Below are 24,402 nucleotides of genomic sequence, written 5' to 3'. Positions count from 1 at the left end.
CGGCAATGAGCGCCTGTCGTAGTGATGCAAGCCAGCGTTCACGCCCTTTCGAGCCTGACAGCCGGCACGCTCACCGGTACAATCGGTGTCTTTGCCGCAACGCTTGGAGTGCAATCTCCCGTGTCAGTTCTGCGCCTACCGCACATGTCGGCCACGGCCGGCAAACAAACCTGGGGTAACCTGCCCGGTGCCGCCCTCAGCCTTGCCATCGCCGAGGCTGCCAGCAACGCTGGCCGCTTCACCCTGCTGCTGACCGCCGACAGCCAGGCCGCCGACCGTCTGGAGCAGGAGCTGCGCTTCTTCGCCCCCGACCTGCCAGTGCTGCCGTTCCCCGACTGGGAAACCCTGCCCTACGACCTGTTCTCGCCACACCAGGACATCATTTCCCAGCGCATCGCCAGCCTGTACCGCCTGCCGGAGCTGAGCCACGGCATCCTGGTGGTGCCGGTCACCACCGCCCTGCACCGCCTGGCGCCCACGCGCTTCCTGCTGGGCAGCAGCCTGGTGCTGGACGTGGGCCAGACCATCGACGTGGAGCAGATGCGCACGCGCCTGGAGGCCAGTGGCTATCGTTGCGTCGACACCGTCTATGAACATGGCGAGTTCGCCGTGCGCGGCGCGCTAATCGACCTGTTCCCGATGGGCAGCAAGCTGCCCTACCGCATCGACCTGTTCGACGACGAGATCGAGACACTGCGCACCTTCGACCCCGAGACCCAGCGCTCGATCGACAAGGTGGATTCGGTGCGCCTGCTGCCGGCACGCGAATTTCCCATGCAGAAAGAGGAAGTGACCCGCTTCAAGGCACGCTTCCGTGAACGCTTCGACGTCGACTTCCGCCGCAGCGCAATCTTCCAGGACCTGGCCAGCGGTATCATCCCTGCCGGCATCGAGTACTACCTGCCGCTGTTCTTCGAAGAAACCTCCACCCTGTTCGACTACCTGCCAGCCGACACCCAGGTGTTTTCGCTGCCCGGTGTGGAACAGGCCGCTGAACACTTCTGGAACGACGTGCGCGGGCGTTATGAAGACCGCCGCGGCGACCTCAGCCGCCCGCTGCTGCCGCCCGCCGAGCTGTTCATGCCGGTGGAAGACTGCTTCGCCCGGCTCAAGCAATGGCCGCGGGTGGTGGTCAGCAGCGAAGACATCGAGCCGGGCGCAGGCCGTGAGCGCTTCCCGGCCCGCGCCCTGCCCAACCTGGCTATCGAGGCCAAGGCCAACCAGCCGCTGGCCGAACTGGCCAACTTCCTCAATCAGTTCCCCGGCCGCGTGCTGTTCACCGCCGAATCAGCGGGCCGCCGGGAAGTGCTGCTGGAGCTGCTCGAACGACTGAAGCTGCGCCCGCATACCGTCGAAGGCTGGGACGACTTCATTACCGGTGCCGAGCGCCTGGCGATCACCATCGCCCCGCTGGACGACGGCCTGCTGCTGGACGATCCAGGGCTGGCCCTGATTGCCGAAAGCCCACTGTTCGGCCAGCGGGTGATGCAGCGCCGCCGCCGCGACAAGCGCGGCGAAACCGCCAACGACGCGGTCATCAAGAACCTCACCGAGCTGCGCGAAGGTGCGCCGGTGGTGCACATCGACCATGGCGTGGGCCGCTACCTGGGCCTGGCCACCCTGGAGATCGACGGCCAGGCTGCCGAGTTCCTCACCCTGGAATACGCCGAGAACGCCAAGCTGTACGTGCCGGTGGCCAACCTGCACCTGATCGCCCGCTACACCGGCAGCGACGATGCCCTGGCACCGTTGCACCGGCTGGGCTCGGAAGCCTGGCAGAAGGCCAAACGCAAGGCCGCCGAACAGGTGCGCGACGTGGCTGCCGAACTGCTCGACATCTATGCCCGCCGTGCCGCACGCAAGGGTTATGCATTTGCCGACCCGTCCGCCGACTACGCCACCTTCAGCGCCGGCTTCCCGTTCGAAGAAACCCCGGACCAGCAAACCGCCATCGAGGCCGTGCGGGCCGACATGCTGGCGCCCAAGCCGATGGACCGCCTGGTGTGCGGCGACGTCGGCTTCGGCAAGACCGAAGTGGCCATGCGCGCCGCGTTCATCGCCGTGCACAGTGGCCGCCAGGTAGCGGTGCTGGTGCCCACTACCCTGCTCGCCCAGCAACACTACAACAGCTTCCGCGACCGTTTTGCCGACTGGCCGGTGACCGTGGAAGTGATGAGCCGCTTCAAGTCGGCCAAAGAGGTGGCCGCCGCCGCCGCCGACCTGGCCGAAGGCAAGATCGACATCCTCATCGGCACCCACAAGCTGCTGCAGGACGATGTGCGCTTCAAGGACCTGGGCCTGGCCATCATCGACGAAGAGCACCGCTTTGGCGTGCGCCAGAAGGAGCAGCTGAAGGCCCTGCGCAGCGAGGTCGACATCCTCACCCTGACCGCCACGCCGATCCCTCGCACGCTGAACATGGCAGTGGCCGGCATGCGCGACCTGTCGATCATCGCCACGCCGCCGGCGCGCCGCTTGTCGGTGCGCACCTTCGTCATGGAGCACAACAACAGCACCGTGAAGGAGGCGCTGCTGCGTGAGCTGCTGCGCGGTGGCCAGGTGTACTACCTGCACAACGATGTGAAAACCATCGAAAAATGCGCCGCCGACCTTGCCGAACTGGTGCCCGAGGCACGTATCGGCATCGGCCACGGGCAAATGCGCGAGCGCGAGCTGGAACAGGTGATGAGCGATTTCTACCACAAGCGCTTCAACGTGCTGGTGGCGTCGACCATCATCGAAACCGGCATCGACGTGCCCAGCGCCAACACCATCGTCATCGAGCGCGCCGACAAATTTGGCCTGGCGCAGCTGCACCAGCTGCGTGGCCGGGTCGGCCGCAGCCACCACCAGGCCTACGCCTACCTGCTGACGCCTACCCGGCAAAAAGTCAGCGCCGACGCCGAAAAACGCCTGGAGGCCATCGCCAACACCCAAGACCTGGGCGCCGGCTTCGTGCTGGCCACCAACGACCTGGAAATCCGCGGTGCGGGCGAGCTGCTGGGCGAAGGCCAGAGCGGGCAGATCCAGGCGGTGGGCTTCACCCTGTACATGGAAATGCTCGAGCGCGCGGTCAAGGCGATCCGCAAGGGTACCCAGCCAAATCTGGAGCAGCCGCTGGGCGGCGGCCCGGAGATCAACCTGCGCCTGCCGGCGCTGATCCCCGAGAGCTACCTGCCCGACGTGCATGCGCGGCTGATCCTGTACAAGCGCATTGCCTCGGCCGCCGACGAAGAAGGCCTCAAGGACCTGCAGGTGGAAATGATCGACCGCTTCGGCCTGCTGCCAGAGCCGACCAAGAACCTGATGCGCCTGACCTCGCTCAAGCTGCACGCAGAAAAGCTAGGCATCAAGAAAGTCGATGCCGGCCCCAATGGCGGCAAGCTCGAGTTCGAAGCCGAAACCCCGGTCGACCCGCTGACCCTGATCAAGCTGATCCAGGGCCAGCCCAAACGCTACAAGTTCGAAGGCGCCACCCAGTTCCGCTTCCTGGTCCCGATGGAACGCCCCGACGAACGCTTCAATACCCTGGAGGCGCTGTTCGAGCGCCTGACACCACAGCCTGCCTAAGGAAGATCCATGCGTGCCATCCGTTGCCTGACCCTGCTGCTGGCGCTGTTCGCGCCAGCCGCCTTCGCCGAAGGCCTGTATCAGGTAGAAATGATTCTGGTGCGGCAGAACAGCGTGCCTGCCTTCACCAGCCCGTTTGCCCCTGAAGACTGGAGCGCCGGCGCCCCGCGCCTGGCGAAGGACGCCGAGCGCCGCCTGGCGCTGGAAGACGAAGCCACCCGCCTGGAAGCCACTGCCGACTACACCGTATTGATGCACAAGGCCTGGCAGCAGCAGGTCGGCAGCGAGCCTGGCCGCATCGCCCTGGGCGAAGGCACCGAACAGTTCGGCCACTTCCCCATCGAAGGCAACCTGAGCATCGCTGAAGGCCGCTTTATCTCGGTCGAGGCCAACTTCTGGGTCAACCAGCTGGACGGCAACGGCAGCGTCCTGCAAAGCGAGCAGTTCAAGCAGAGCAACAGCAACGTCAAGGGCGGCCAGCTGACCTTCCTCGACGGCGGGCACCTGGCGGTGCTGCTGAAGGTCACGCCACCGGGCACGCCGAAAATGCCGGTGATGGACCCGGAGATGATGGAGCAGTGATGTGAGCGATGGCGATGCGCAGCAGCTGCTAAGGGCCTATCCGGGCTGGGTCGACTTCATCGAGGCCGGCACGCTGGCACGAGGCCGCAGCTATGCTGCGCAAGCGCGGGCACGCATCCTGTCGCAGGATGACGCAACGATCGAGGCCATCTGCCAGGGTTCGGCAGGCGAGACCTACCAGCAGATAATCCGCCTGGTCGTCAACTATGGGGACCTGCGGGTATTTGGGAAATGCAGCTGCCCAGTCGGGCTCAACTGCAAACACTGCGTTGCGGCGCTGCTGCAATTGCAGGACAGCCCCGACGCCACAGCCCCCCATGAACAATCCGCCCTGTCGCTGCCACCGGACCTCAACCTATGGGTGGAAGCCCTTGAGTCCCCCTCGCAACCAACGCCTCAAGGGCCAGCGCGCAAAGGCCCGGCAATCTATTACCGAATCCAGGTGGATCACGGGCTCTGGCGGCTTGAGCCAATCAAAGGTACCCGCCAGGCAGACGACACCCTGAAGATCGGCCGCATCACATCGATGCCCGAAATGCTCTACTACACGCCTCGCTACGTCACAGAAGACGATGCGCGGCTGTTGCGCCTGATCGATTCCCGCCGCGAAACGATGGCGTCCACGGTGCAACTGGAGGGCAAACCGGGCGGTGAGCTCTACAGCTATGCCCTGGCCACGGGCCGCCTTCTGTTTGAAGACGACTTGGCGCCACTGGCCCCGGGGCCGGAGCTACACGCCGAGTTCCGCTGGGTCAGGCTGGACAATGGCAGCTACCGTGGCGCCTGGTACCACAATGGTCACGAGCAGTTGCAGGCGGTGCCCATCGAGCCCATGCACTATGTTGACCGGCAGCAGCATCTGACCGGCATGCTGCGCCACGACCTCGACCCCTTCATTGCCAGCCAGCTTGCACGCGCGCCCATCGTGCCCGAGCATCTGGTCATCCCCTTGAGTCATCGATTGAACGCCTTGAACCGTCACGTCCCCACCCCCACTGCCGTGAGCACCGAGCACATCGAAGACATCACGCCAAGAGGGCGATTGACGTTGGGCAGCCTCGAATTCAGCGCCTATATGCCCAAGACCGGGCGTATGCAGCGGCAAATGCAACACCGTGCCGCACTGGCATTCGACTACGACGACCTGCGCGCCAGCGGCAATGACGAAAAGCCGTTGACCCGCCTGGTCGGCAATACCAGCCAGCGAATTCGCCGACAGCCGCAAGCCGAGCAGGCCTTGCGCAAGGCGTTACGTGACCTGGGCTTCAAACCCGCCACTCGCCAGAGCAAGGCCCTGCCCGACAGTGCCGGCGAAATGTTCCAACTGCCCGACGACGAAGCCTGGCTGCGCTTCGCCCGTGAGGGCCTGCCACGCCTGCGCCAAGCCGGCTGGAACATAGACGTCCACCGTGACTTCGCCTTCAACCTGCAGGAGGTGGACAACTGGTACGCCACCATCGACGAAGCGCCCGGCCATGAATGGTTCGACCTGGAGCTGGGCATCGTGGTCGACGGTCAGCGTCACAGCTTGCTGCCAATCGTGCTGCAACTGCTGCGCAGCAGCCCGGAGCTGCTGCGCCCCAACGAACTGGCCCGGCGCAGTGACGATGAACACCTGCTGATCGACCTCAACCGCGGCCGCCTGGATGCCCCGGCGTTGCGCGTCGCCCTGCCCTACGGCCGCATCAAGGCCGTGATGGGCACCCTGGGCAAGCTGTACCTGCACGAAGACACAGCGGGCCCGGCGCTACGCATGGAACGCGCCGACGCCGCGCGCCTCAACGAAATCGAAGGGTTGCCCTTGCTCTGGGAGGGTGGCGAGCACGTTCGCGATCTGGGCCGCCGCCTGCGCGATGCCCGCGACCTGCAAGTGGAACCACCCGCCGGGCTGCAGGCCAGCTTGCGCCCTTATCAGCAGCAGGGCCTGAACTGGCTACAGGCACTGCGCGATATGGGCACCGGCGGCATCCTCGGTGACGACATGGGCCTGGGCAAGACCCTGCAGGCCCTGGCGCACCTGCTGCTGGAGAAAGAGTCCGGGCGCCTGGGCACACCGGCCCTGGCGGTCATGCCCACCAGCCTGATACCCAACTGGCTGGACGAAGCCCAGCGTTTCGCCCCCGACCTGCGCGTGCTGGCACTGCATGGCCCGGGGCGCAACAAGCATTTCACCCGACTGCACGAATACGACCTGGTCCTGACCACTTACGCCCTGATCCCACGCGACCTCGAACACCTGCGCGCCCAAAACTGGCACATGCTGGTGCTGGACGAGGCGCAGAACATCAAGAGCAGCACCAGCAAGGCCGCCCTCGCCGTCTGCGAGCTACAGGCCGGCCAGCGCCTGTGCCTGACCGGCACGCCGATGGAAAACAACCTGGGCGAGCTGTGGTCGATCTTCCACTTCCTGATGCCCGGCTGGCTGGGCGATGTCAAACGCTTCAACCAGGACTACCGCACCCCGATCGAACGCCATGGCGACGCTGAGCGGCTGGGCCATCTGGTCACGCGCATCCGCCCGTTCCTGCTGCGCCGCACCAAGGAGCAGGTGGCCACCGAGTTGCCGGCCAAGACCGAGATGGTGCACTGGGTCGAGCTCAGCGACGCCCAGCGCGATACCTACGAGGCGGTGCGGGTGGCCATGGACAAGAAAGTCCGCGACGAAATCGCCCGCAATGGCGCGGCACGCAGCCAGATCGTCATCCTCGACGCGCTGCTCAAACTGCGCCAGGTGTGCTGCGACCTGCGGCTGGTCAAGGGCGTGGAAAGCAAAGGCAACCAGGCCGACAAGGGCAAGCTGGGCGCACTGCTGGAAATGCTCGAAGAGCTGTTAAGCGAAGGGCGCCGGGTGCTGCTGTTCTCGCAGTTCACCTCGATGCTGGCGCTGATCCAGCAGGAGCTGGAAAAGCGCAGTATCCGCTACAGCCTGCTGACCGGCGATACCCGGGACCGTCGCACGCCTGTGCAGCAGTTCCAGCAGGGTGATAGCGAAGTGTTCCTGATCAGCCTCAAGGCCGGTGGCGTGGGCTTGAACCTGACGGCCGCGGACACGGTGATCCACTTCGACCCCTGGTGGAACCCGGCCAGCGAAAACCAGGCCACCGACCGCGCCTACCGCATTGGCCAGGACAAGCCGGTGTTCGTATTCAAGCTCATTACCCGGGGTACGGTTGAAGAGAAGATCCAGTTGCTGCAGCAGGAAAAAGCGGCGCTGGCAGCCAGCTTGCTGGATGGCGGGCAGGCTGGGCAATGGCGCATGGGCGATGAAGAAATCGAGGCACTGTTTGCGCCCTTGCCAGGCAAGCGCGGGCGGTAATTCAGCATGTTGTACTGCCTGTACTGGCCTCTTCGCGGGTAAACCCGCGAAGAGGCCTGCGCAGTCAATCGACCAGCTGAGCTTCCTTCAACGCCCCCAACGCCTCCAGCCAGCGCGGCTGTTGGCGATAGTCGGTCCGCGCAAACCCTTGCCCGCGCATCCGCGCAATCCGCGGCGATGGCTTGACCTTCATGCGCTGCGCAGCACTCAGTGCCAGCTCTGCTGCCGCCCGGTCATTGCACACCAGGCCCATGTCACAGCCGGCGCTCAACGCCGCCTCGATACGGCTGGCCGCATCACCCACCACATGCGCACCGGCCATCGACAGATCATCACTGAAGATCACCCCGTCAAAGCCCAGCTCGCCGCGCAGGATGTCCTGCAGCCAACGCCGGGAGAAACCGGCTGGCTGGTTGTCGACCTGCGGGTAGATGACATGCGCCGGCATCACCGCCGCCAATTGCCCGCTCAGGCGCGAGAATGGCACCAGGTCGACCTGGCGCAATTGTTCAAGGCTGCGCTCATCGGTGGGAATGGCCACATGCGAGTCCGCCTCGGCCCAGCCATGCCCCGGGAAGTGTTTGCCACAGGCAGCCATGCCCGCCGCATTCATACCGCGAATGAACGCCCCGGCCAGTTGCGTGGCACGCAGCGGGTCACCCTCGAAGGCACGGCTGCCGACCACGGCGCTACGCTGGTGGTCCAGGTCGAGCACCGGGGCAAAGCTGAGGTCCAGGCCAACCGCCAGCACCTCGGTCGCCATCAGCCAACCGCACTGCTCCGCCAGATATTCGGCGTTGTCATTATCGGCCAGCGCACGCATGGCCGGCAGGCGCACGAAACCCTGACGCAGGCGCTGCACGCGACCACCTTCCTGGTCCACCGCCAGAATCAGGTCGGGGCGGATGGCACGGATCGACGCGCACAGCTCACGCACCTGACGTGGGCTGTCGATGTTGCGGGCAAAGATGATCAGGCCGGCCACTTCGGGTTGGCGCAGCAAGTGACGGTCTTCGGCGGTCAGCCATTTACCGGCGATATCCACCATCAGGGAGCCTTGCAGGCTGACGGTCATAGGTAATCCTTCATTGCAGAACGAGAGAAGCCCAATCAGGGCATGCGGCCTCTGCGACCTGCACCGGGCAATGCCCCCCGATACGGTCGAACAGGCCAAGCAAGTCAGTGTTGCGCAGGCGTATGCAGCCATGGGACAGCGCTACGCCCATGGGTTCCGTATCCGGGGTGCCGTGCAGGTAGATAAAGCGGCGGAAGGTGTCGACCGCGCCCAGGCGATTGACGCCAGGTTCGCAGCCGCTTAGCCAGAGGATGCGAGTCAGGATCCAGTCGCGGCCGGGGTATTGCGCGTGCAACGCCGGCGACCACACCTCACCCGTCCAGCGCCGCCCGACCAGCACCGCATTAAGCGGCAGGCCCGCGCCGATCTTCGCCCGCACCTGGTGCAAGCCACGCGGCGTGCAGCCCGAGCCATTGCGCTCACCGGCACCGTTGCGCGCCGTGGAAACCGGCAGGCGCACGCGCAGCTGGTCACGGCCAAAGCCATACAGGCATTGGTCGGCGAGGGAAATGTGCAGCAGGTCGAGATCGGGCATGGGCGCTAGCTTAGCCGAAGCGCCCTGCCCCGCCCAGCCTTCAGGCCTTGGCGGTGATCGCGGTAGTCTTGCTGCGTGGCCGCAGCTGCGCCGTGGCCATGGCCTCGTCGGTGACGCCGCTGTCGGCACGCATGCCTGCGGCCAGGAACGGTACCATCAGGCGCATCACCTGCTCGATCGAGGTGTTGATGCCAAAGTCGGTCTCGGCAATTGCCCGCAGGGCCTTTATACCGGACATGCTGAAGGCGGCGGCACCCAGCATGAAGTGCACGCGCCAGAACAGTTCCAGTGGCGGAATACGAGGCGCGGCCTCGTTGACCAGCAGCATGTAGCGGCGGAACACTTTGCCGTACATGTCTTCCAGGTAACGCCGCAGGTGGCCCTGGCTCTGGCTGAAGGCCAGGCCCAGCAGGCGCATGAAGATCGACAGGTCGTTATTGCTGCGAGGCTGCACGGCCAACGCCTGCTCCACCAGCATTTCCAGCAGTTCTTCGAGGCTGGGCTTGTGCTCCGGCTTCGCCTGGCGCCGCTCCAGCTCGCGTTCGAGGCTGGCGCAGAAGGGCCCGAGGAAGCGCGAGAACACGGCCTGAATAAGTGCCTTCTTGGAGCCGAAATGATAGTTGACCGCCGCCAGGTTGACCCCGGCCTTGCTGGTGATCAGCCGCAACGAGGTCTCGGCGAACCCCCTTTCCGCGAACAGCTGCTCGGCAGCATCGAGAATGCGTTCAACGGTTTCCGATTGGGCCATGACTACTCCGCGTGCTCCGCCAGACAAACAGGTGTTTGAAACATACGTTTCAGGCCTGCTTCTGTCAAGGCTCGGTGACCGGGCGGTCGCCATTTAAAAGCAGCCTGGCTGCGGGCTGCAAGCGCCACCGCTCAGGTTTATTGCGCCATTTGGCTTGCAGCGCATCCAGTACTGTATATAATCCCAGTCACTGTACAAAAAGACAGAGCGCTCACCATGTTGAAACTGACGCCACGCCAAGCCGAAATTCTCGCGTTCATCAAGCGCTGCCTGGAAGACAACGGCTTCCCGCCGACACGCGCCGAGATCGCTCAGGAGCTGGGCTTCAAGTCGCCCAACGCTGCCGAGGAGCACCTCAAGGCCCTCGCCCGCAAGGGCGCGATCGAGATGACCCCGGGCGCCTCGCGCGGCATCCGCATTCCAGGCCTGGATACCAAGGCAGAAGAAAGCGGCTTGCCGATCATCGGCAGGGTTGCTGCCGGTGCGCCAATTCTTGCCGAACAGCACATTGAGCAATCCTGCAATATCAACCCTGCCTTCTTCCACCCCCAGGCCGACTATTTGCTGCGCGTCCACGGCATGAGCATGAAGGACGTCGGCATCTTCGACGGCGACCTTCTGGCAGTTCACACCTGCCGCGAAGCCCGCAACGGTCAGATCGTCGTGGCCCGCATTGGTGACGAAGTGACCGTCAAGCGCTTCAAGCGTGAAGGCAGCAAGGTCTGGCTGCTTGCCGAAAACCCCGAATTCGCCCCCATCGAAGTTGACCTGAAAGATCAGGAACTGGTGATTGAGGGCTTGAGCGTCGGCGTCATTCGCCGCTGATCCAGGAGGCGTCATGCAGCAGTTCATTCACGCACCCGAGCAAGCCCAGTTGCCCCTGTTCGAAGCATTTCTCGCCCAGCCCGTACTACCGGGCCTGAAAGCCAGCGAACTGGCGCGCAAGAGCAACCAGCCCGAACTGTTCAGCGAATTGTCGCTGCGCGGCGCCCCCGGGCACTGCCAAAGCCTGCTGGCACCGGTACTGCGCGAGCTGAGCGAAGAGGACGAGGCCCGCTGGCTGACCCTGATCGCCCCGCCGTCGAGCCTGACCCAGGCCTGGCTGCGCGATGCCGGCCTCAACCGTGAACGCATCCTGCTGCTGCAACCTCGCGCTAACCAAACCCCGCTGCAACTGGCCTGCGAAGCCCTGCGCCTGGGCCTCAGCCACACCGTGGTCAGCTGGCTGGGCAACGTCAACGCCACTGCACGCCAGCAATTGCAGCGCGCTGCCAGTGTCGGAAACGCACAAAGCCTGAACATCCGCCTCGGCTGATGTTCAGGCTTTGCCTGTCATTTGAACAAACCTGATGCCCTGCTGCACCTTCAGTGCAGCACGCGCGGCCCTTCATCACGCTCAAGCTCGCCATCCATCAGGCGACCTGCCATCTGCACACCCACGCTGAGCATGGCCTTGGCCACTTCTACGTGCTGGCCCTGCAGGAACGCCTTGGCGTCTTCCGAGAAATCCAAGGTTACCAGGGAGCCCTCATCCTCGGCGCGACGCAGTTCGATGCGGCCATCAGGCAACTCGACAATTTCTAGAAAAGACGTAGACATAAATGGCAGTTCTCCGCGAAAGGCCAATATTGTACCAGCCGTAACGGCTATCAGCACTCACTCAACGCATCGCGGAAACGTCTCACCAGGCCCTTGAGGTTGTTGCGCCAGCTTTCCAGCTCGGCACGCGACAGCGCAGGATGCTCGGGCTCATCGAGATTGACGGCCTGGATCAATGGCTGGGTGACGTCGGTTTTTGGCGCTTTCCTGGCGACCGGTGGTCGGAACAAATCGGCATAAGCACTCAGCATCTGCGCCAGCCAGGTTTCGCGCTGGCGGGCCAATTCCAGCAACTCGGCCACTTCCGGTATGGCGATGCCATTGAGCGCATCGTCGGCCAGCGCCTGCTCGACCGTTGCGACAACCGGCAGTCGGTAGAAGACTCCGATTTCATGGCATAGGCCCAGCAGCGCGCCATACAGGTGAAACAGCGCCGACTCGCGCTCAGCCTGAACCATGCCTTGGGCGTTCATGGCCTGGCTTTGTTCAGCCTTGGCCATGGACTCGAGGGCGAGACCGGCGAAGAATAGTTTCTGGTTGGTGCGGGTGTAGGTTTCCTGGGCCATTTCTGTGCCCTCCCATCAGGCTGCAAGGCGAATACATGCATCATAAATGATTGGGGCCGCTTCGCGCCCCTTCGCAGCACAAGGCCGCCCCTACAAGAGAACACGATTCCTTGCAGGAGCGGCCTTGTGCCGCGAAGGGGCGCGAAGCGGCCCCAATTAAAGCACTGAAAGATCAGCGCTTGTCTTCAACCTTCCAGGCATTGCCGTCGTAGAACGCCTTCCAGCCGGTCGGCTTGCCATCGACTTCGGACTGCACGTACTGCTCCTTGGTCTTGCGGCTGTAGCGGATTACCGTCGGGCGGCCATCCGGGTCTTTCTGCGGCGCATCGCACAGGAAGTGGTACTTCGAATCGATTTCGTGCTTGTGCGGCACGATTTCCATCACCAGCGGCGCACGGGTTTCGCGGTTTTTCGGGAACTGGCTGGCGGCCAGGAACAACCCCGAAGCGCCGTCACGAAGCACGTAAGTGTCGTCGACCTTCTCGCACTTGAGCTCCGGCATGTCCACCTTGTCCATCTTCGGTGGTGCCGCCTCGCCACTCTTGAGCAGTTTGCGGGTGTTCTTGCAGGTTGGATTGGTGCAGCCGAAGAACTTGCCAAAACGGCCGGTCTTCAACTGCATCTCGCTGCCACACTTGTCGCACTCCAGGCTCGGCCCTTCGTAACCCTTGATGCGGTAGCTGCCCTCTTCGATCTCGTAGCCCACGCAATCCGGGTTGTTACCGCAAATGTGCAGTTTGTGCTTCTCATCCAGCAGGTAAGCGTCCATCGCCGTGGCGCAGATCGGGCAACGGTGCTTGCCCAGCAGCACGCGGGATTCCGATTCACCCTCGTCGTCAGCGGCAATCTCGTCACCCGGCACCAGGTTGACGGTGGCCTTGCAGCGCTCTTTTGGCGGCAAGGTGTAACCCGAGCAACCCAGGAACACACCGGTGGAAGCAGTACGAATCATCATCGGCCGGCCACATTCCTTGCACGGAATGTTGGTCATGGTCGGCTGGTTGGCGCGCATCCCGCCTTCGCTGGACTCGGCAGTCTGCAGCTTCTTGCTGAAGTCGCCGTAGAACTCGTCGAGCACGTTCTTCCAGTCACGTTCGCCCTGGGCCACGTCGTCGAGGTTCTCCTCCATGTCGGCGGTAAAACCGTAGTCCATCAGGTTGGAGAAGCTTTCCGACAGGCGCTCGGTGACGATGTCGCCCATTTTCTCGGAATAGAAACGGCGGTTGTGCAACGTCACATAGCCACGGTCCTGGATGGTCGAGATGATCGCCGCATAGGTCGACGGGCGACCAATACCGCGCTTTTCCATTTCCTTGACCAGGCTGGCTTCAGTGAAGCGTGCCGGTGGCTTGGTAAAGTGCTGGCTCGGATCGATCTGAATCAGCTTCAGCGCTTCGCCCTGGACCATCTCTGGCAGCACGTCGTCTTCGCCCGGCTTGCTCTGCTGCGGCAACACACGGGTATAACCGTCGAACTTGAGGATACGGCCCTTGGCACGCAGTTCGAAGTCGCCAGCAGCCACGGTGACGCTGGTGGACAGGTACTGCGCCGGCGGCATCTGGCAGGCCAGGAACTGGCGCCAGATCAGCTCGTACAGGCGCTCGGCGTCGCGCTCCATGCCACTGAGCTTGGTCGGGTGGGTGTTCACATCGGAAGGACGAATCGCTTCGTGCGCCTCCTGGGCCCCTTCCTTGCTGCCGTATACCAGCGGCGCATCCGGCAGGTACTGTTTGCCGAACTCGCGCTCGATATAGTTGCGCGCCATGTCCAGGGCATCGACCGACAGGTTGGTCGAGTCTGTACGCATGTAAGTGATGTAGCCGGCTTCATACAAGCGCTGGGCCATCATCATGGTCTTCTTCACCCCGAAGCCCAGGCGGTTACTGGCCGCCTGCTGCAGAGTGGAGGTAATGAACGGCGCCGATGGCTTGCTGCTGGTCGGGCGGTCTTCACGCTTGACCACGCTGTAGCTGGAAGCCTTGAGCTTCTCCAGCGCAGCCATGGTCTGGGCTTCGTTCAGCGGCTTGAAGGCCTCGCCCTTCTCGCGCGCCACCTCGAAACGCACCTTGGCGTTCTTGGCGGTACCGAGGTCGGCGTGGATCTCCCAATACTCTTCCGGGATGAATGCGCGGATTTCACGCTCGCGCTCCACCACCAGCTTCACCGCGACCGACTGCACACGGCCAGCGGACAGGCCGCGGGCAATCTTGGCCCACAGCAGCGGCGAAACCATGTAACCGACCACACGGTCGAGGAACCGCCGCGCCTGCTGGGCATTGACCCGGTCGATGTCCAGCTCGCCTGGCTGCGAGAAAGCCTCCTGGATGGCCTTCTTGGTAATTTCGTTGAACACCACGCGCTTGTAGCGGGTGTCGTCACCGCCGATGGCTTCGCGCAGGTGCCAGGCAATGGCTTCCCCCTCGCGGTCCAAGTCGGTTGCGAGATAGATGGTGTCGGCATCCTTCGCCAGGCGACGCAGCTCTTCGATCACCTTTTCCTTGCCAGGCAGGATCTCGTACTTGGCCTTCCAGCCGTGATCCGGGTCGACGCCCATGCGTGCCACCAGCTGGCGGCGGGCCTTTTCTTTCGGCGACAGCGCCGGAGCCTCCCCCGCGGCCTTGCCACGCTTGGCGGCTGGCTCTTTGCTTGCGCTGGCCGAACCGCTGGTGGGGAGGTCTCGGATATGGCCGATACTCGACTTCACCACGTACTGGTTGCCCAAATACTTGTTGATGGTCTTGGCCTTGGCCGGGGATTCCACAATGACCAGCGATTTGCCCATGGATCGGAGTATTCCTGAATCTGAAAATGAAAAACGCGTCAGGTACCAAACGCGGCACCGCTATATATAGTGGCAAAAGTGTGAGGTCAAGCTCGGGTGATCACTCGTGCGACTTGCCCAGCAACCCTGGCAGCCCTTCTTCGGCCTTGACCAAAGCAAAGCGTGGCACCTGCTCGCCGTCAACCTCGACAGACTCCTGGAACATCAAAAGGGGGCGCACCCAGAAGCTGTAATCACCATACAGGCATTGGTAGAACACCATCCACTCTTCGTTCTCGGAATGCCGCGCAACGCTGAAGACACGGTACTCAGGCCCTTTGTAATGCCGGTATACGCCTGGTTGTATCTGCATGTTGCCCACCCTCTTGAATTAATCCTGAAAAAACAAAACCGGGGCACAAGGCCCCGGTTGCTGTCCCGCAACGCGATCAGACGCGTTCAAAGACAGTGGTGATACCTTGACCGAGGCCGACGCACATGGTCGCCACCCCCAGGGTACCGCCATTCTGCTTCATGACGTTGAGCAGGGTGCCCGAAATGCGCGCCCCGGAGCAACCGAACGGGTGGCCCAAAGCAATGGCGCCGCCGTGCAGGTTAACCTTCTCATCCATCTTGTCGAGCACTTTCAAGTCTTTCAGCACTGGCAAGGCCTGTGCAGCAAAGGCTTCGTTGAGCTCGATGAAGTCGATATCGGCCATGGTCAGCCCGGCGCGCTTGAGGGCTTTTTGGGTCGACGGCACCGGGCCATAACCCATGATCGCCGGATCGACACCGGCCACCGCCATCGAACGGATCACCGCCAATGGCTGGATACCCAGGTCCATCGCACGCTGGCCGGACATGACGATCATGCACGAAGCGCCGTCGGTGATCTGCGACGAGGTACCGGCAGTGACGGTACCGCCTTTCGGGTTGAACGCGGGCTTGAGCGACGCCAGGCCTTCGAGGGTGGTTTCCGGGCGAATGGTTTCGTCGAAATCGAACACCTTCAGGAAGCCGTTCTCGTCATAGCCCTGCATCGGGATGATCTCGTCCTTGAACTTGCCTTCGACCGTGGCCTTGTGGGCCAACTGGTGCGAACGCACGCCGAACAGGTCCTGCTGCTCACGGGTGATGCCGTGCATCTTGCCGAGCATTTCCGCAGTCAGGCCCATCATCCCGGAAGCCTTGGCAGCATGCAAGGACAGGTGCGGGTTGGGGTCGACGCCGTGCATCATGCTGACGTGGCCCATGTGCTCCACCCCGCCAATCACGAATACATCGCCGTTACCGGTCATGATCGCCTGGGCAGCGGTGTGCAGTGCACTCATCGACGAGCCGCACAGGCGGCTGACGGTCTGCGCTGCAGAAGTGTGCGGGATCGGGGTCATCAGCGACGCCATGCGGGCGATGTTCCACCCCTGCTCCAGGGTCTGGTTGACGCAGCCCCAGATCACGTCCTCGACTTCCTTCGGGTCGACCTTGTCGTTACGCTCCAGCAGCTTGCTGATCAGGTGCGCCGACATGTCCTCGGCGCGGGTATTGCGGTGCATGCCACCCTTGGAGCGGCCCATTGGCGTGCGACCGAAGTCGACAATCACCACGTCTCTTGGATTAAGGCTCATATCAAATCTCTCGCTCTAGCTCGTTGACCGCTCAGTTGAAGAAGCGCTGGCCGTTCTTGGCCATTTCACGCAGCTTCGCAGTCGGGTGGTACAGCGGCCCCAGATCGGCGTACTGATCGGCCAGGGCGACGAATTCGGCCACACCGATCGAGTCGATGTAACGCAGCGCACCACCGCGGAAGGGAGGGAAACCAATGCCATACACCAGGCCCATGTCGGCTTCGGCAGCGGTTTCGACAATGCCGTCTTCCAGGCAGCGCACGGTCTCCAGGCACAGCGGGACCATCATCCAGTTGATGATGTCTTCGTCGGTGACTTCGCGCTGTTCGAACACGATTGGCTTGAGCACGTCCAGTACGGCGGCGTCGAAGACTTTCTTCGGCTTGCCGCGCTTGTCGGTTTCGTAGGCATAGAAGCCCTTGCCGTTCTTCTGGCCCAGGCGGTTCGCCTCGTACAGCGCGTCGACGGCCGAGCGGCGCTCGTCCTTCATGCGGTCCGGGAAGCCTTCGGCCATCACGTCACGCCCGTGGTGGCCGGTGTCGATGCCGACCACGTCCATCAGGTAGGCTGGGCCCATCGGCCAGCCGAATTTTTCCATGACCTTGTCGATGCGCACGAAGTCGACACCGGCACTGACCAGCTTGGCAAAGCCGCCAAAATACGGGAACAGCACGCGGTTGACCAAAAAGCCCGGGCAATCGTTGACCACGATCGGGTTCTTGCCCATTTTCTTGGCGTAGGCCACGGTGGTGGCGACCGCCACTTCACTGGACTTCTCGCCACGGATCACTTCCACCAGCGGCATCATGTGCACCGGGTTGAAGAAGTGCATGCCGACGAAGTTTTCCGGGCGCTTGAGCGCTTTTGCCAGCAGGTTGATGGAGATGGTCGAGGTGTTGGACGCAAGGATCGCATCCTCTTTCACCTGGCCTTCCACCTCGGCCAGCACGGCCTGCTTCACTTTCGGGTTCTCGACCACGGCTTCGACGACGATGTCGACATTGGCGAAATCGCCATAGGACAGGGTCGGGCGAATGGCGTTGAGCGCCTCGGCCATCTTGGCCGGGGTCAGGCGGCCCTTGTCGACGCGGTTGCCGAGCAGCTTGGAGGCTTCGTTCAGGCCCAGCTGAATGGCTTCCTCGCGGATATCCTTCATCAGGATCGGGGTGCCTTTGACCGCCGACTGGTAAGCGATGCCGCCACCCATGATGCCGGCACCGAGCACGGCGGCCTGCTTCACGTCATGGGCGATCTCGTCATGCGCCTTGGCCTTGCGCTTGAGTTCCTGGTCGTTCAGGAACAGGCCGATCAGGCTTTCGGCAACCGACGTCTTGGCCAGCTTGGCAAAGCCTGCTGCTTCGACTTCCAAGGCCTTGTCGCGGCCGAAGTTGGCGGCTTTCTGGATGGTCTTGATGGCTTCGACCGGGGCCGGGTAGTTCGGGCCGGCCTGGCCGGCAACGAAGCCCTTGGCGGTCTCGAAGGCCATCATCTGCTCGATGGCATTGAGCTTGAGCTTTTCCAGCTTGGGCTGGCGCTTGGCCTTGTAGTCCAGCTCGCCACTGATGGCGCGCTTGATCAGGTCCAGGGCACCGGCCTGCAGCAACTCAGGGGCGACCACGGCGTCGACGGCACCCACTTTCAGGGCGTCTTCGGCACGGTTTTCCTTGCCGGAGGCGATCCACTCGACAGCGTTGTCCGAACCGATCAGGCGCGGCAGGCGTACGGTGCCGCCAAAGCCGGGGTAGATGCCCAGCTTGACTTCAGGCAGGCCGATCTTGGCGCTGGTGGACATGACCCGGTAGTCGGCGGCCAGGCACATCTCCAGGCCGCCGCCCAGGGCGATGCCGTTGATGGCCGCAACGGTCGGCACTTCGAGGTCTTCGAAGGCGCTGAAGATGCGGTTGGCTTCCAGGTTGCCGGCGACCAGTTCGGCCTCGGGCAGCTTGAAGTTGTCGACGAACTCGGTGATGTCGGCGCCGACGATGAACACGTCCTTGCCACTGCTGACGATAACGCCCTTGACCGAGGCGTCGGCCTTGATGGCATCGACGGCCTGGCGAAGCTCGTTCAGGGTCAGGCGGTTGAACTTGTTGACGGACTCACCCTTGAGGTCGAACTTGAGCTCGACGATGCCACTTTCAAGAGCCTTAACCGTGATGGCTTTACCTTCGTAAATCATCAACTGATCTCCACGATATGGAAGCTGAACTGTACACGCCGATCGCTGCAGCAGAAGCAGGCCTAGCTGCCCTGCCCCAGGCACACCCGTCAGCGCGCTAGTCGGAAGTATGGCTTGGCGTCATGACATACAAACGCTCAATTCATACGCCCGTTTGATTTGGGTGTGCACACATTCTCCGAAAAGATCGGCGTTGTCAAATGCTCACGAGCACGGCGAAAACGCGACTTTCCAGTCACTTTGTATCGTCTGGGTACAAAACATGATGACAGTGATCGCCGACCATTCATGTCAGCGATTGACCACGGCCGATTGAATAACGCTGCGACTTTCGACTTGCGCGGCAACCCAAGGCGGCTACACTGCCACCTGCTTGAATGAATACCCGGCCTGCCTGGCCTTTTCTGCGCAGCAGAACGCAAAGCGGCGACTTGGCACCCCACCCCTTCAGGGTTCTGCCAAGCCGCCGCTTTGTCGTTTAAAGCCCTGAACGCCTGCGCCGTACCTGTAGGAGCAGCCTTGTGCTGCGAAGCGGCCGGTATGCCTGATAGAGGTGTTCCGGGCGTATCGGCCTCTTCGCAGCACAAGGCTGCTCCTACAGGTACGAGGTGGCCCCAGGGTTCAAGCCAGGGTTTCGAGGACGTAGGCAACATCCTGCAACACAGCCGTATCGCCCCGTTCAGTCCAGTACAGGGCGATCATCCGCGCATCGGCTTCGACCTTGTAGACGCTCGCCGGCAAGCGCGCCAGGGGCTCAATGAAGCGTGGATCTTCGCAGGGCTCACGCCACTGGTTCCACCATACCCCTGGGCTGATCTGCCAGAAGCTGAAGCTGTCTTCGTGCCCCCGACGCCGTGCCCGATGGTACTGCGGGCAAGGGCTTGGCGGCTCCTTTTCGAGCCAGTGCGGCCATTGCTGCGGCGCCAGCTGCATACCCAGCCCCATTCGCCGTGCCTCCAGGCGCAGCTTCATCTGCTCGCTCTGCTTGCGCGAGCCGCGCAGCCAGGAAAGCGGGCTGAGAATCAGCGCAAGGATTGACACCACCAGCAATACCGTCATATCAGTAGTTCCCATAAAGCGTTGCAAATGAGCTGGTTAGCCATTTTTCACGGAAGACCCGCCCGAAAGCGACCATACTTCTTCTATCGCGATTGCCAGGAGTACCGCTCATGCAATATGAACATTTGTTGGTCGCCGTCGACCTGACCGAAGAATGCGACCCGGTGATCAAGCGTGCCATGAAGCTCGCCGAGCCCTCAGGCGCCAAGGTGTCCCTGGTTCACATCGTCGAGCCGATGGCCATGGCATTCGGCGGTGACGTGCCCATGGACCTGTCGCAGTTGCAACAGCAACAGTTCGACCAGGCCAAGGAGCGCATGGACCGCCTGTTCAACAAATACCCTGAGATCAACCGGGGCGACTCACACCTGACCTACGGCCAGCCGCGCCAGGAAATCCACCAACTGGCCAAGGACCAGAAGTGCGACCTGATCGTGGTCGGCAGCCATGGCCGCCATGGCCTGGCGTTGCTGCTGGGTTCCACGGCCAATGACGTGCTGCACGGCGCACCGTGTGATGTACTGGCAGTGCGGCTGCAAAAGAAAGAATGATTTAACCTGCCCCGGCCCTATCGCCGGCAAGCCAGCTCCCACAGGGATACCACAAAGCTTGAAACCTGTGGTGCACCTGTGGGAGCTGGCTTGCCGGCGATAGGGCCAGTTCAGGCTGACGCCGATCAGCCTTCCAGCTCGGCCCAGCGCTCTACCAGCGCATCCAGCTCACCTTGGAGCTTCTCGATCTTGGCCAGCACTGCGGAAGTTTCAGTAATCGGCCGCTGGTAGAAGCCAGCCGCATTCACTTCTTCCTGAGCCTCAGCCATGCGCTGCTCAACCTGGTCGATCTGCCCTGGCAGCATCTCCAGCTCACGCTGCAGCTTGTAGCTGAGCTTCTTCTTCGAAGCTTCTTCCGCCACCGGCGCAGCAACTGGCGCGGGCTTGTCCTCGACTTTCTCCACCACTGCGCTGTTGAGCGCCGACTTGCCGCCTTTGCTCTCGGTCACGCCCAGCAGCTTCGGTGAGCCACCCTGGCGAATCCAGTCCTCGTAGCCGCCGACGTACTCACGCACCTTGCCCTCGCCTTCGAACACCAGGGTACTGGTGACGACGTTGTCGAGGAAGGCCCGGTCGTGGCTGACCATCAGCACGGTGCCCTTGTAGTTGGACAGCACTTCTTCGAGCAGTTCGAGGGTTTCAACGTCCAGGTCGTTGGTCGGTTCGTCGAGCACCAGCAGGTTGGCCGGCTTGCTGAACAGCTTGGCCAGCAACAGGCGCGCACGCTCGCCACCCGACAATGCCTTGACCGGCGTGCGGGCACGCTGCGGGCTGAACAGGAAGTCGCCCAGGTAGCTCAGCACGTGGCGGTTCTGGCCGTCGATCTCGATGAAGTCACGGCCTTCGGCCAGGTTGTCGATCACGGTCTTTTCCAGCTCGAGCTGGTGGCGCATCTGGTCGAAGTAGGCGACTTCCAGCTTGGTGCCGCTCTCGACCTTGCCCGACGTGGGTTCCAGGCCGCCGAGCATCAGCTTGAGCAAGGTGGTCTTGCCGGTGCCGTTGGCGCCCAGCAGGCCGATACGGTCCTGACGCTGCAGGACCATGGAAAAGTCCTTGACCAGCATTGGCCCGCCGGCGTGATGGAAGCTGACGTTTTCCAGCACCATCACCTGCTTGCCGGATTTTTCTGCCGACTCGATCTGGATGTTGGCCTTGCCCTGGCGTTCGCGGCGCTCACCACGCTCCACGCGCAAGGCTTTCAGCGCACGCACGCGGCCTTCGTTACGGGTGCGGCGGGCCTTGATGCCTTGGCGGATCCACACTTCTTCCTGGGCCAGGCGCTTGTCGAACAGCGCGTTGGCGGTTTCTTCGGCGGCCAGTGCGGCCTCTTTGTGCACCAGGAAGCTGGCGTAGTCACCGTTCCAGTCGATTAGGCCGCCACGGTCCAGTTCAAGGATGCGGGTGGCCAGGTTCTGCAGGAAGGACCGGTCGTGGGTGATGAACAGGACCGCGCCGTTAAAGCTGCGCAGGGCCTCTTCGAGCCAGGCAATGGCACCGATGTCCAGGTGGTTGGTAGGCTCGTCGAGCAGCAGCAGGTCGGGCTCGGACACCAGCGCCTGGGCCAGCAGCACACGGCGGCGCCAGCCACCGGACAGCTCGGCCAGGGTCTTGTCGGCCGGCAACTGCAGGCGGCTGAGGGTGCTTTCCACCACTTGCTGCAGGCGCCAGCCATCCCGGGCTTCCAGCTCGTGCTGGACGTGCATGAGCTTTTCCAGGTCTTCGTCGTTCTGGATATTCATGCTCAGGTGATGGAACTGTGCCAGCAACTCACCGACGCCATCCAGGCCTGCGGCCACCACATCGAAGACCGTGCGATCGTCGGCCACCGGCAGTTCCTGCGGCAGCTCGCCGATCTTCAGGCCCGGGGCACGCCAGACTTCACCGTCGTCGCCCTTCTGCTCGCCCTTGACCAGGCGCAGCATGCTGGATTTGCCAGTACCGTTGCGGCCGATGATGCACACCCGCTCACCACGAGCGATCTGCCAGGACACTTTGTCCAGCAGCGGCATGGCGCCGAATGCGAGGGACACATCGCTGAATTTGAGCAGGGTCATGTTGGTCTCCATAAATCGGGCGCGCATTCTACCTGACTTGGCCCTCGACGGCATCCGCTTGGCCACCCGACGAGCGCTTTGCGACATCTGGTCGAAGTTAATATCCCGATACAAGCACAGTGCTTTCACCCGCCGCCGGCAAACAGCTAAGCTAAGGCAATTGCTTCCAACAGTGCTGGCTCCGCCGTCACTTCCCCATGGTTCTACTGCCCGGACGTATCATGCGCAGCCGCCTGTTACACATTGCATCATGCCTGCTGCTCACCGCTGCCACCTGTGCAGCGCAGGCCTCCGACCTCACCCAGCAACGCCAGTACTACGACGAGGCCAAGCGTGCGCTGGCCAAAGGCGACAAAGGCCCGTACTTGCGCTATGCGCAAGCCCTGAGCGACTACCCGCTGACACCTTACCTGGCCTACGACGAGCTTACCGCCCGCCTCAAAAGCGCCAGCAACCAGGAGATCGAAGGCTTTCTCGCCAAGCATGGCGACCTGCCCCAGGCCAACTGGATGAAACTGCGCTGGCTACGCTGGCTGGCCGAACGCGGCGAATGGGACACCTTCGTCAAATACTACGACCCCAAGCTCAATTTCACCGAACTGGACTGCCTCAACGGCCAGTATCAGCTCAGCCATGGCCTGCGCGCCGAGGGCTATGTCACAGCTGACAAATTGTGGAACGTCGGGAAGTCGCAACCTGCCGCCTGCGATACGCTGTTCGGCATGTGGGCGGCCGAAGGCCAGTTGACCGAGGCCAAGCGCTGGGAACGCACCAAGCTGGCGGCCCAGGCGCGCAACTACGCTTTGGCCAACAACCTGGTCAAGACCCTGACCACCCTCGGCCCTCAGGGGCGGCTTCTGGTCGACGTGGCGCAAAAGCCAGAGCTGCTCAACCAGCCGTCGCGCTTTACCCCGGTCAACGAAGCCATGTCCGATGTCGTCAGCCTCGGCCTGCGCCGCCTGGCCCGGCAGGACCCGGAGCGGGCCATGGCACTGCTCGACGATTATGCCCAGCGCATGCACTTCTCTCGCAACGAGAAGGTGGCCATCGCCCGCGAAATCGGCCTGACCCTGGCTCGCCGCTACGACCCGCGCGCGCTCGACCTGATGACCCGCTACGACCCCGAACTGCGCGACAACACCGTCAGCGAATGGCGCCTGCGCCTGCTGCTGCGCCTGGGCCGCTGGGAAGACGCCTACGAGCTGACCAAGCGCCTGCCCCAGGACCTGGCCAGCAGCAGCCGTTGGAAATACTGGCAGGCACGCAGCCTGGAGCTGGCCCAGCCGAACAACCCGCAGATCCCGCTGCTGTACAAGACCGTGGCACGTGAGCGCGACTTCTATGGCTTCCTCGCTGCCGACCGGGCACAGACGCCATACCAGCTGAACAACAAGCCGCTGCTGCTAAGCCCGCAACTTGTCAAGAAGGTGCGCAACACGCCCGGCATCCAGCGTGCACTGGAATTCCACGCCCGTGGCCAGATCGTCGAGGGCCGCCGCGAGTGGTACCACGTCAGCCGCCACTTCACCCGCGACGAAATGGTTGCCCAGGCACGCCTGGGCTACGACCTGCGCTGGTACTTCCCGGCCATCCGCACCATCAGCCAGGCGCAATACTGGGACGACCTGGACATCCGCTTCCCGATGGCCCACCGCGACACCCTGGTGCGCGAAGCCAAGGTCCGCGGCCTGCATTCGAGCTGGGTATTCGCCATCACCCGCCAGGAAAGTGCATTCATGGAGGATGCGCGCTCGCCGGTGGGTGCCAGCGGCCTGATGCAGCTGATGCCGGCCACGGCCAAAGAGACCGCGCGCAAGTTCAGCATCCCGCTGGCATCACCGGCGCAGGTGCTGAACCCGGACAAGAACATCCAGCTGGGCGCGGCCTACCTGAGCCAGGTGCACAGCCAGTTCAACGGCAACCGGGTGCTGGCCTCGGCGGCCTACAACGCCGGGCCCGGCCGCGTGCGGCAGTGGCTGAAAGGCGCCAAGCATCTGAGCTTCGATGTGTGGGTTGAATCGATCCCGTTCGACGAAACACGCCAGTATGTACAGAACGTGCTGTCTTATTCGGTGATCTACGGGCAGAAGCTGAATTCGCCGCAGCCGCTGGTGGATTGGCATGAGCGGTATTTCGATGACATGTAAGGCCAGCTGAACCTGAACCGGCCCTATCGCCGGCA

Annotated in this window: 18 protein-coding genes; 7 read left to right on the top strand and 11 right to left on the bottom strand. The window is 63.0% G+C overall.

Features of this window, described 5'->3' with window-relative positions; all coding sequences use genetic code 11:
* Window positions 1-120: 120 nt before the first annotated feature.
* Genes mfd through SB765_RS21645 form a run of 3 tightly spaced genes read left to right on the top strand, consistent with a single transcriptional unit; the run spans window position 121 to window position 7,468 of the window.
* Window positions 121-3,570: a transcription-repair coupling factor gene (mfd, locus tag SB765_RS21655; RefSeq protein ID WP_410931878.1), complete on the top strand. Its 3,450-nt coding sequence runs from the start codon at window positions 121-123 to the stop codon at window positions 3,568-3,570.
* A gap of 9 nt (window positions 3,571-3,579) precedes the next feature.
* On the top strand, window positions 3,580-4,152 hold the full coding sequence (locus SB765_RS21650; protein WP_341798050.1) for a CsiV family protein: 573 nt from the start codon (window positions 3,580-3,582) through the stop codon (window positions 4,150-4,152).
* A gap of 1 nt (window position 4,153) precedes the next feature.
* Window positions 4,154-7,468: an SNF2-related protein gene (locus SB765_RS21645; protein WP_410931877.1), complete on the top strand. Its 3,315-nt coding sequence runs from the start codon at window positions 4,154-4,156 to the stop codon at window positions 7,466-7,468.
* A 64-nt stretch (window positions 7,469-7,532) separates the two neighbouring features.
* Here SB765_RS21645 and nagZ read toward each other — a convergent pair whose 3' ends face one another.
* Genes nagZ through SB765_RS21630 form a run of 3 tightly spaced genes read right to left on the bottom strand, consistent with a single transcriptional unit; the run spans window position 7,533 to window position 9,826 of the window.
* On the bottom strand, window positions 7,533-8,531 hold the full coding sequence (nagZ, locus tag SB765_RS21640) for a beta-N-acetylhexosaminidase (RefSeq protein ID WP_172439606.1): 999 nt from the start codon (window positions 8,529-8,531) through the stop codon (window positions 7,533-7,535).
* A 22-nt stretch (window positions 8,532-8,553) separates the two neighbouring features.
* Complete coding sequence (locus SB765_RS21635) at window positions 8,554-9,078, bottom strand: L,D-transpeptidase family protein (protein WP_410931876.1); 525 nt, start codon at window positions 9,076-9,078, stop codon at window positions 8,554-8,556.
* Between the two features lie 40 nt (window positions 9,079-9,118).
* Window positions 9,119-9,826, bottom strand: coding sequence for a TetR/AcrR family transcriptional regulator (locus tag SB765_RS21630; RefSeq protein ID WP_016500739.1), 708 nt, complete (start codon window positions 9,824-9,826; stop codon window positions 9,119-9,121).
* Window positions 9,827-10,042: 216 nt separating this feature from the next.
* Here SB765_RS21630 and lexA point away from each other — a divergent pair, with 216 nt between their 5' ends.
* Complete coding sequence (gene lexA, locus SB765_RS21625; protein WP_016500740.1) at window positions 10,043-10,651, top strand: transcriptional repressor LexA; 609 nt, start codon at window positions 10,043-10,045, stop codon at window positions 10,649-10,651.
* A 13-nt stretch (window positions 10,652-10,664) separates the two neighbouring features.
* The gene (gene sulA / locus SB765_RS21620; RefSeq protein WP_229609948.1) at window positions 10,665-11,141 is read left to right on the top strand and encodes an SOS-induced cell division inhibitor SulA; all 477 of its coding nucleotides are present in this window, start codon (window positions 10,665-10,667) and stop codon (window positions 11,139-11,141) included.
* 50 nt (window positions 11,142-11,191) lie between these two features.
* Here sulA and SB765_RS21615 read toward each other — a convergent pair whose 3' ends face one another.
* From SB765_RS21615 to SB765_RS21585, 7 genes are all read right to left on the bottom strand, one after another.
* Window positions 11,192-11,425, bottom strand: a complete 234-nt coding sequence (locus tag SB765_RS21615; RefSeq protein WP_004376430.1) for a hypothetical protein — start codon at window positions 11,423-11,425, stop codon at window positions 11,192-11,194.
* A gap of 50 nt (window positions 11,426-11,475) precedes the next feature.
* Window positions 11,476-11,991: a DUF6586 family protein gene (locus SB765_RS21610; RefSeq protein WP_341798047.1), complete on the bottom strand. Its 516-nt coding sequence runs from the start codon at window positions 11,989-11,991 to the stop codon at window positions 11,476-11,478.
* Between the two features lie 172 nt (window positions 11,992-12,163).
* Window positions 12,164-14,773, bottom strand: coding sequence for a type I DNA topoisomerase (topA, locus tag SB765_RS21605; protein WP_410931875.1), 2,610 nt, complete (start codon window positions 14,771-14,773; stop codon window positions 12,164-12,166).
* 100 nt (window positions 14,774-14,873) lie between these two features.
* A complete protein-coding gene (locus tag SB765_RS21600; protein ID WP_016485639.1) occupies window positions 14,874-15,125 on the bottom strand; it encodes a DUF1653 domain-containing protein in 252 nt (83 codons plus the stop codon).
* 76 nt (window positions 15,126-15,201) lie between these two features.
* Window positions 15,202-16,377, bottom strand: coding sequence for an acetyl-CoA C-acyltransferase FadA (gene fadA, locus SB765_RS21595; protein WP_016500745.1), 1,176 nt, complete (start codon window positions 16,375-16,377; stop codon window positions 15,202-15,204).
* A 31-nt stretch (window positions 16,378-16,408) separates the two neighbouring features.
* Window positions 16,409-18,556, bottom strand: coding sequence for a fatty acid oxidation complex subunit alpha FadB (gene fadB, locus SB765_RS21590; RefSeq protein WP_016500746.1), 2,148 nt, complete (start codon window positions 18,554-18,556; stop codon window positions 16,409-16,411).
* 621 nt (window positions 18,557-19,177) lie between these two features.
* A complete protein-coding gene (locus tag SB765_RS21585; RefSeq protein WP_016500747.1) occupies window positions 19,178-19,615 on the bottom strand; it encodes a hypothetical protein in 438 nt (145 codons plus the stop codon).
* A gap of 110 nt (window positions 19,616-19,725) precedes the next feature.
* Here SB765_RS21585 and SB765_RS21580 point away from each other — a divergent pair, with 110 nt between their 5' ends.
* Window positions 19,726-20,166 carry a universal stress protein gene (locus SB765_RS21580; RefSeq protein WP_016500748.1) on the top strand — a complete coding sequence of 147 codons (441 nt, stop codon included), beginning with the start codon at window positions 19,726-19,728 and terminating at the stop codon, window positions 20,164-20,166.
* Window positions 20,167-20,291: 125 nt separating this feature from the next.
* Here the strand turns inward: SB765_RS21580 and SB765_RS21575 are convergent, their stop codons facing one another.
* Complete coding sequence (locus tag SB765_RS21575; RefSeq protein WP_016500749.1) at window positions 20,292-22,220, bottom strand: ATP-binding cassette domain-containing protein; 1,929 nt, start codon at window positions 22,218-22,220, stop codon at window positions 20,292-20,294.
* Window positions 22,221-22,441: 221 nt separating this feature from the next.
* On the opposite strand from SB765_RS21575, the gene SB765_RS21570 reads away from it, so the two are divergent.
* Complete coding sequence (locus tag SB765_RS21570; RefSeq protein WP_410931874.1) at window positions 22,442-24,367, top strand: transglycosylase SLT domain-containing protein; 1,926 nt, start codon at window positions 22,442-22,444, stop codon at window positions 24,365-24,367.
* The last annotated feature ends 35 nt before the right edge of the window (window positions 24,368-24,402 follow it).

Source organism: Pseudomonas sp. SIMBA_067 (genome assembly GCF_046534675.1).
Lineage (GTDB): Bacteria > Pseudomonadota > Gammaproteobacteria > Pseudomonadales > Pseudomonadaceae > Aquipseudomonas > Aquipseudomonas putida.
The sequence above is the reverse complement of the archived record's forward strand: the minus strand, read 5'-3'. Positions and strand labels throughout refer to the sequence as shown.

Excerpts from the sequence above, each read along its gene's own strand:
- SB765_RS21650 (WP_341798050.1), top strand. The coding sequence starts at position 3,580 with ATGCGTGCCATCCGTTGCCTGACCCTGCTGCTGGCGCTGTTCGCGCCA.
- SB765_RS21635 (WP_410931876.1), bottom strand. The coding sequence starts at position 9,078 with ATGCCCGATCTCGACCTGCTGCACATTTCCCTCGCCGACCAATGCCTG.
- SB765_RS21630 (WP_016500739.1), bottom strand. The coding sequence starts at position 9,826 with ATGGCCCAATCGGAAACCGTTGAACGCATTCTCGATGCTGCCGAGCAG.
- lexA (WP_016500740.1), top strand. The coding sequence starts at position 10,043 with ATGTTGAAACTGACGCCACGCCAAGCCGAAATTCTCGCGTTCATCAAG.
- sulA (WP_229609948.1), top strand. The coding sequence starts at position 10,665 with ATGCAGCAGTTCATTCACGCACCCGAGCAAGCCCAGTTGCCCCTGTTC.
- SB765_RS21615 (WP_004376430.1), bottom strand. The coding sequence starts at position 11,425 with ATGTCTACGTCTTTTCTAGAAATTGTCGAGTTGCCTGATGGCCGCATC.
- SB765_RS21610 (WP_341798047.1), bottom strand. The coding sequence starts at position 11,991 with ATGGCCCAGGAAACCTACACCCGCACCAACCAGAAACTATTCTTCGCC.
- topA (WP_410931875.1), bottom strand. The coding sequence starts at position 14,773 with ATGGGCAAATCGCTGGTCATTGTGGAATCCCCGGCCAAGGCCAAGACC.
- SB765_RS21600 (WP_016485639.1), bottom strand. The coding sequence starts at position 15,125 with ATGCAGATACAACCAGGCGTATACCGGCATTACAAAGGGCCTGAGTAC.
- fadA (WP_016500745.1), bottom strand. The coding sequence starts at position 16,377 with ATGAGCCTTAATCCAAGAGACGTGGTGATTGTCGACTTCGGTCGCACG.
- fadB (WP_016500746.1), bottom strand. The coding sequence starts at position 18,556 with ATGATTTACGAAGGTAAAGCCATCACGGTTAAGGCTCTTGAAAGTGGC.
- SB765_RS21585 (WP_016500747.1), bottom strand. The coding sequence starts at position 19,615 with ATGACGGTATTGCTGGTGGTGTCAATCCTTGCGCTGATTCTCAGCCCG.
- SB765_RS21580 (WP_016500748.1), top strand. The coding sequence starts at position 19,726 with ATGCAATATGAACATTTGTTGGTCGCCGTCGACCTGACCGAAGAATGC.
- SB765_RS21575 (WP_016500749.1), bottom strand. The coding sequence starts at position 22,220 with ATGACCCTGCTCAAATTCAGCGATGTGTCCCTCGCATTCGGCGCCATG.
- SB765_RS21570 (WP_410931874.1), top strand. The coding sequence starts at position 22,442 with ATGCGCAGCCGCCTGTTACACATTGCATCATGCCTGCTGCTCACCGCT.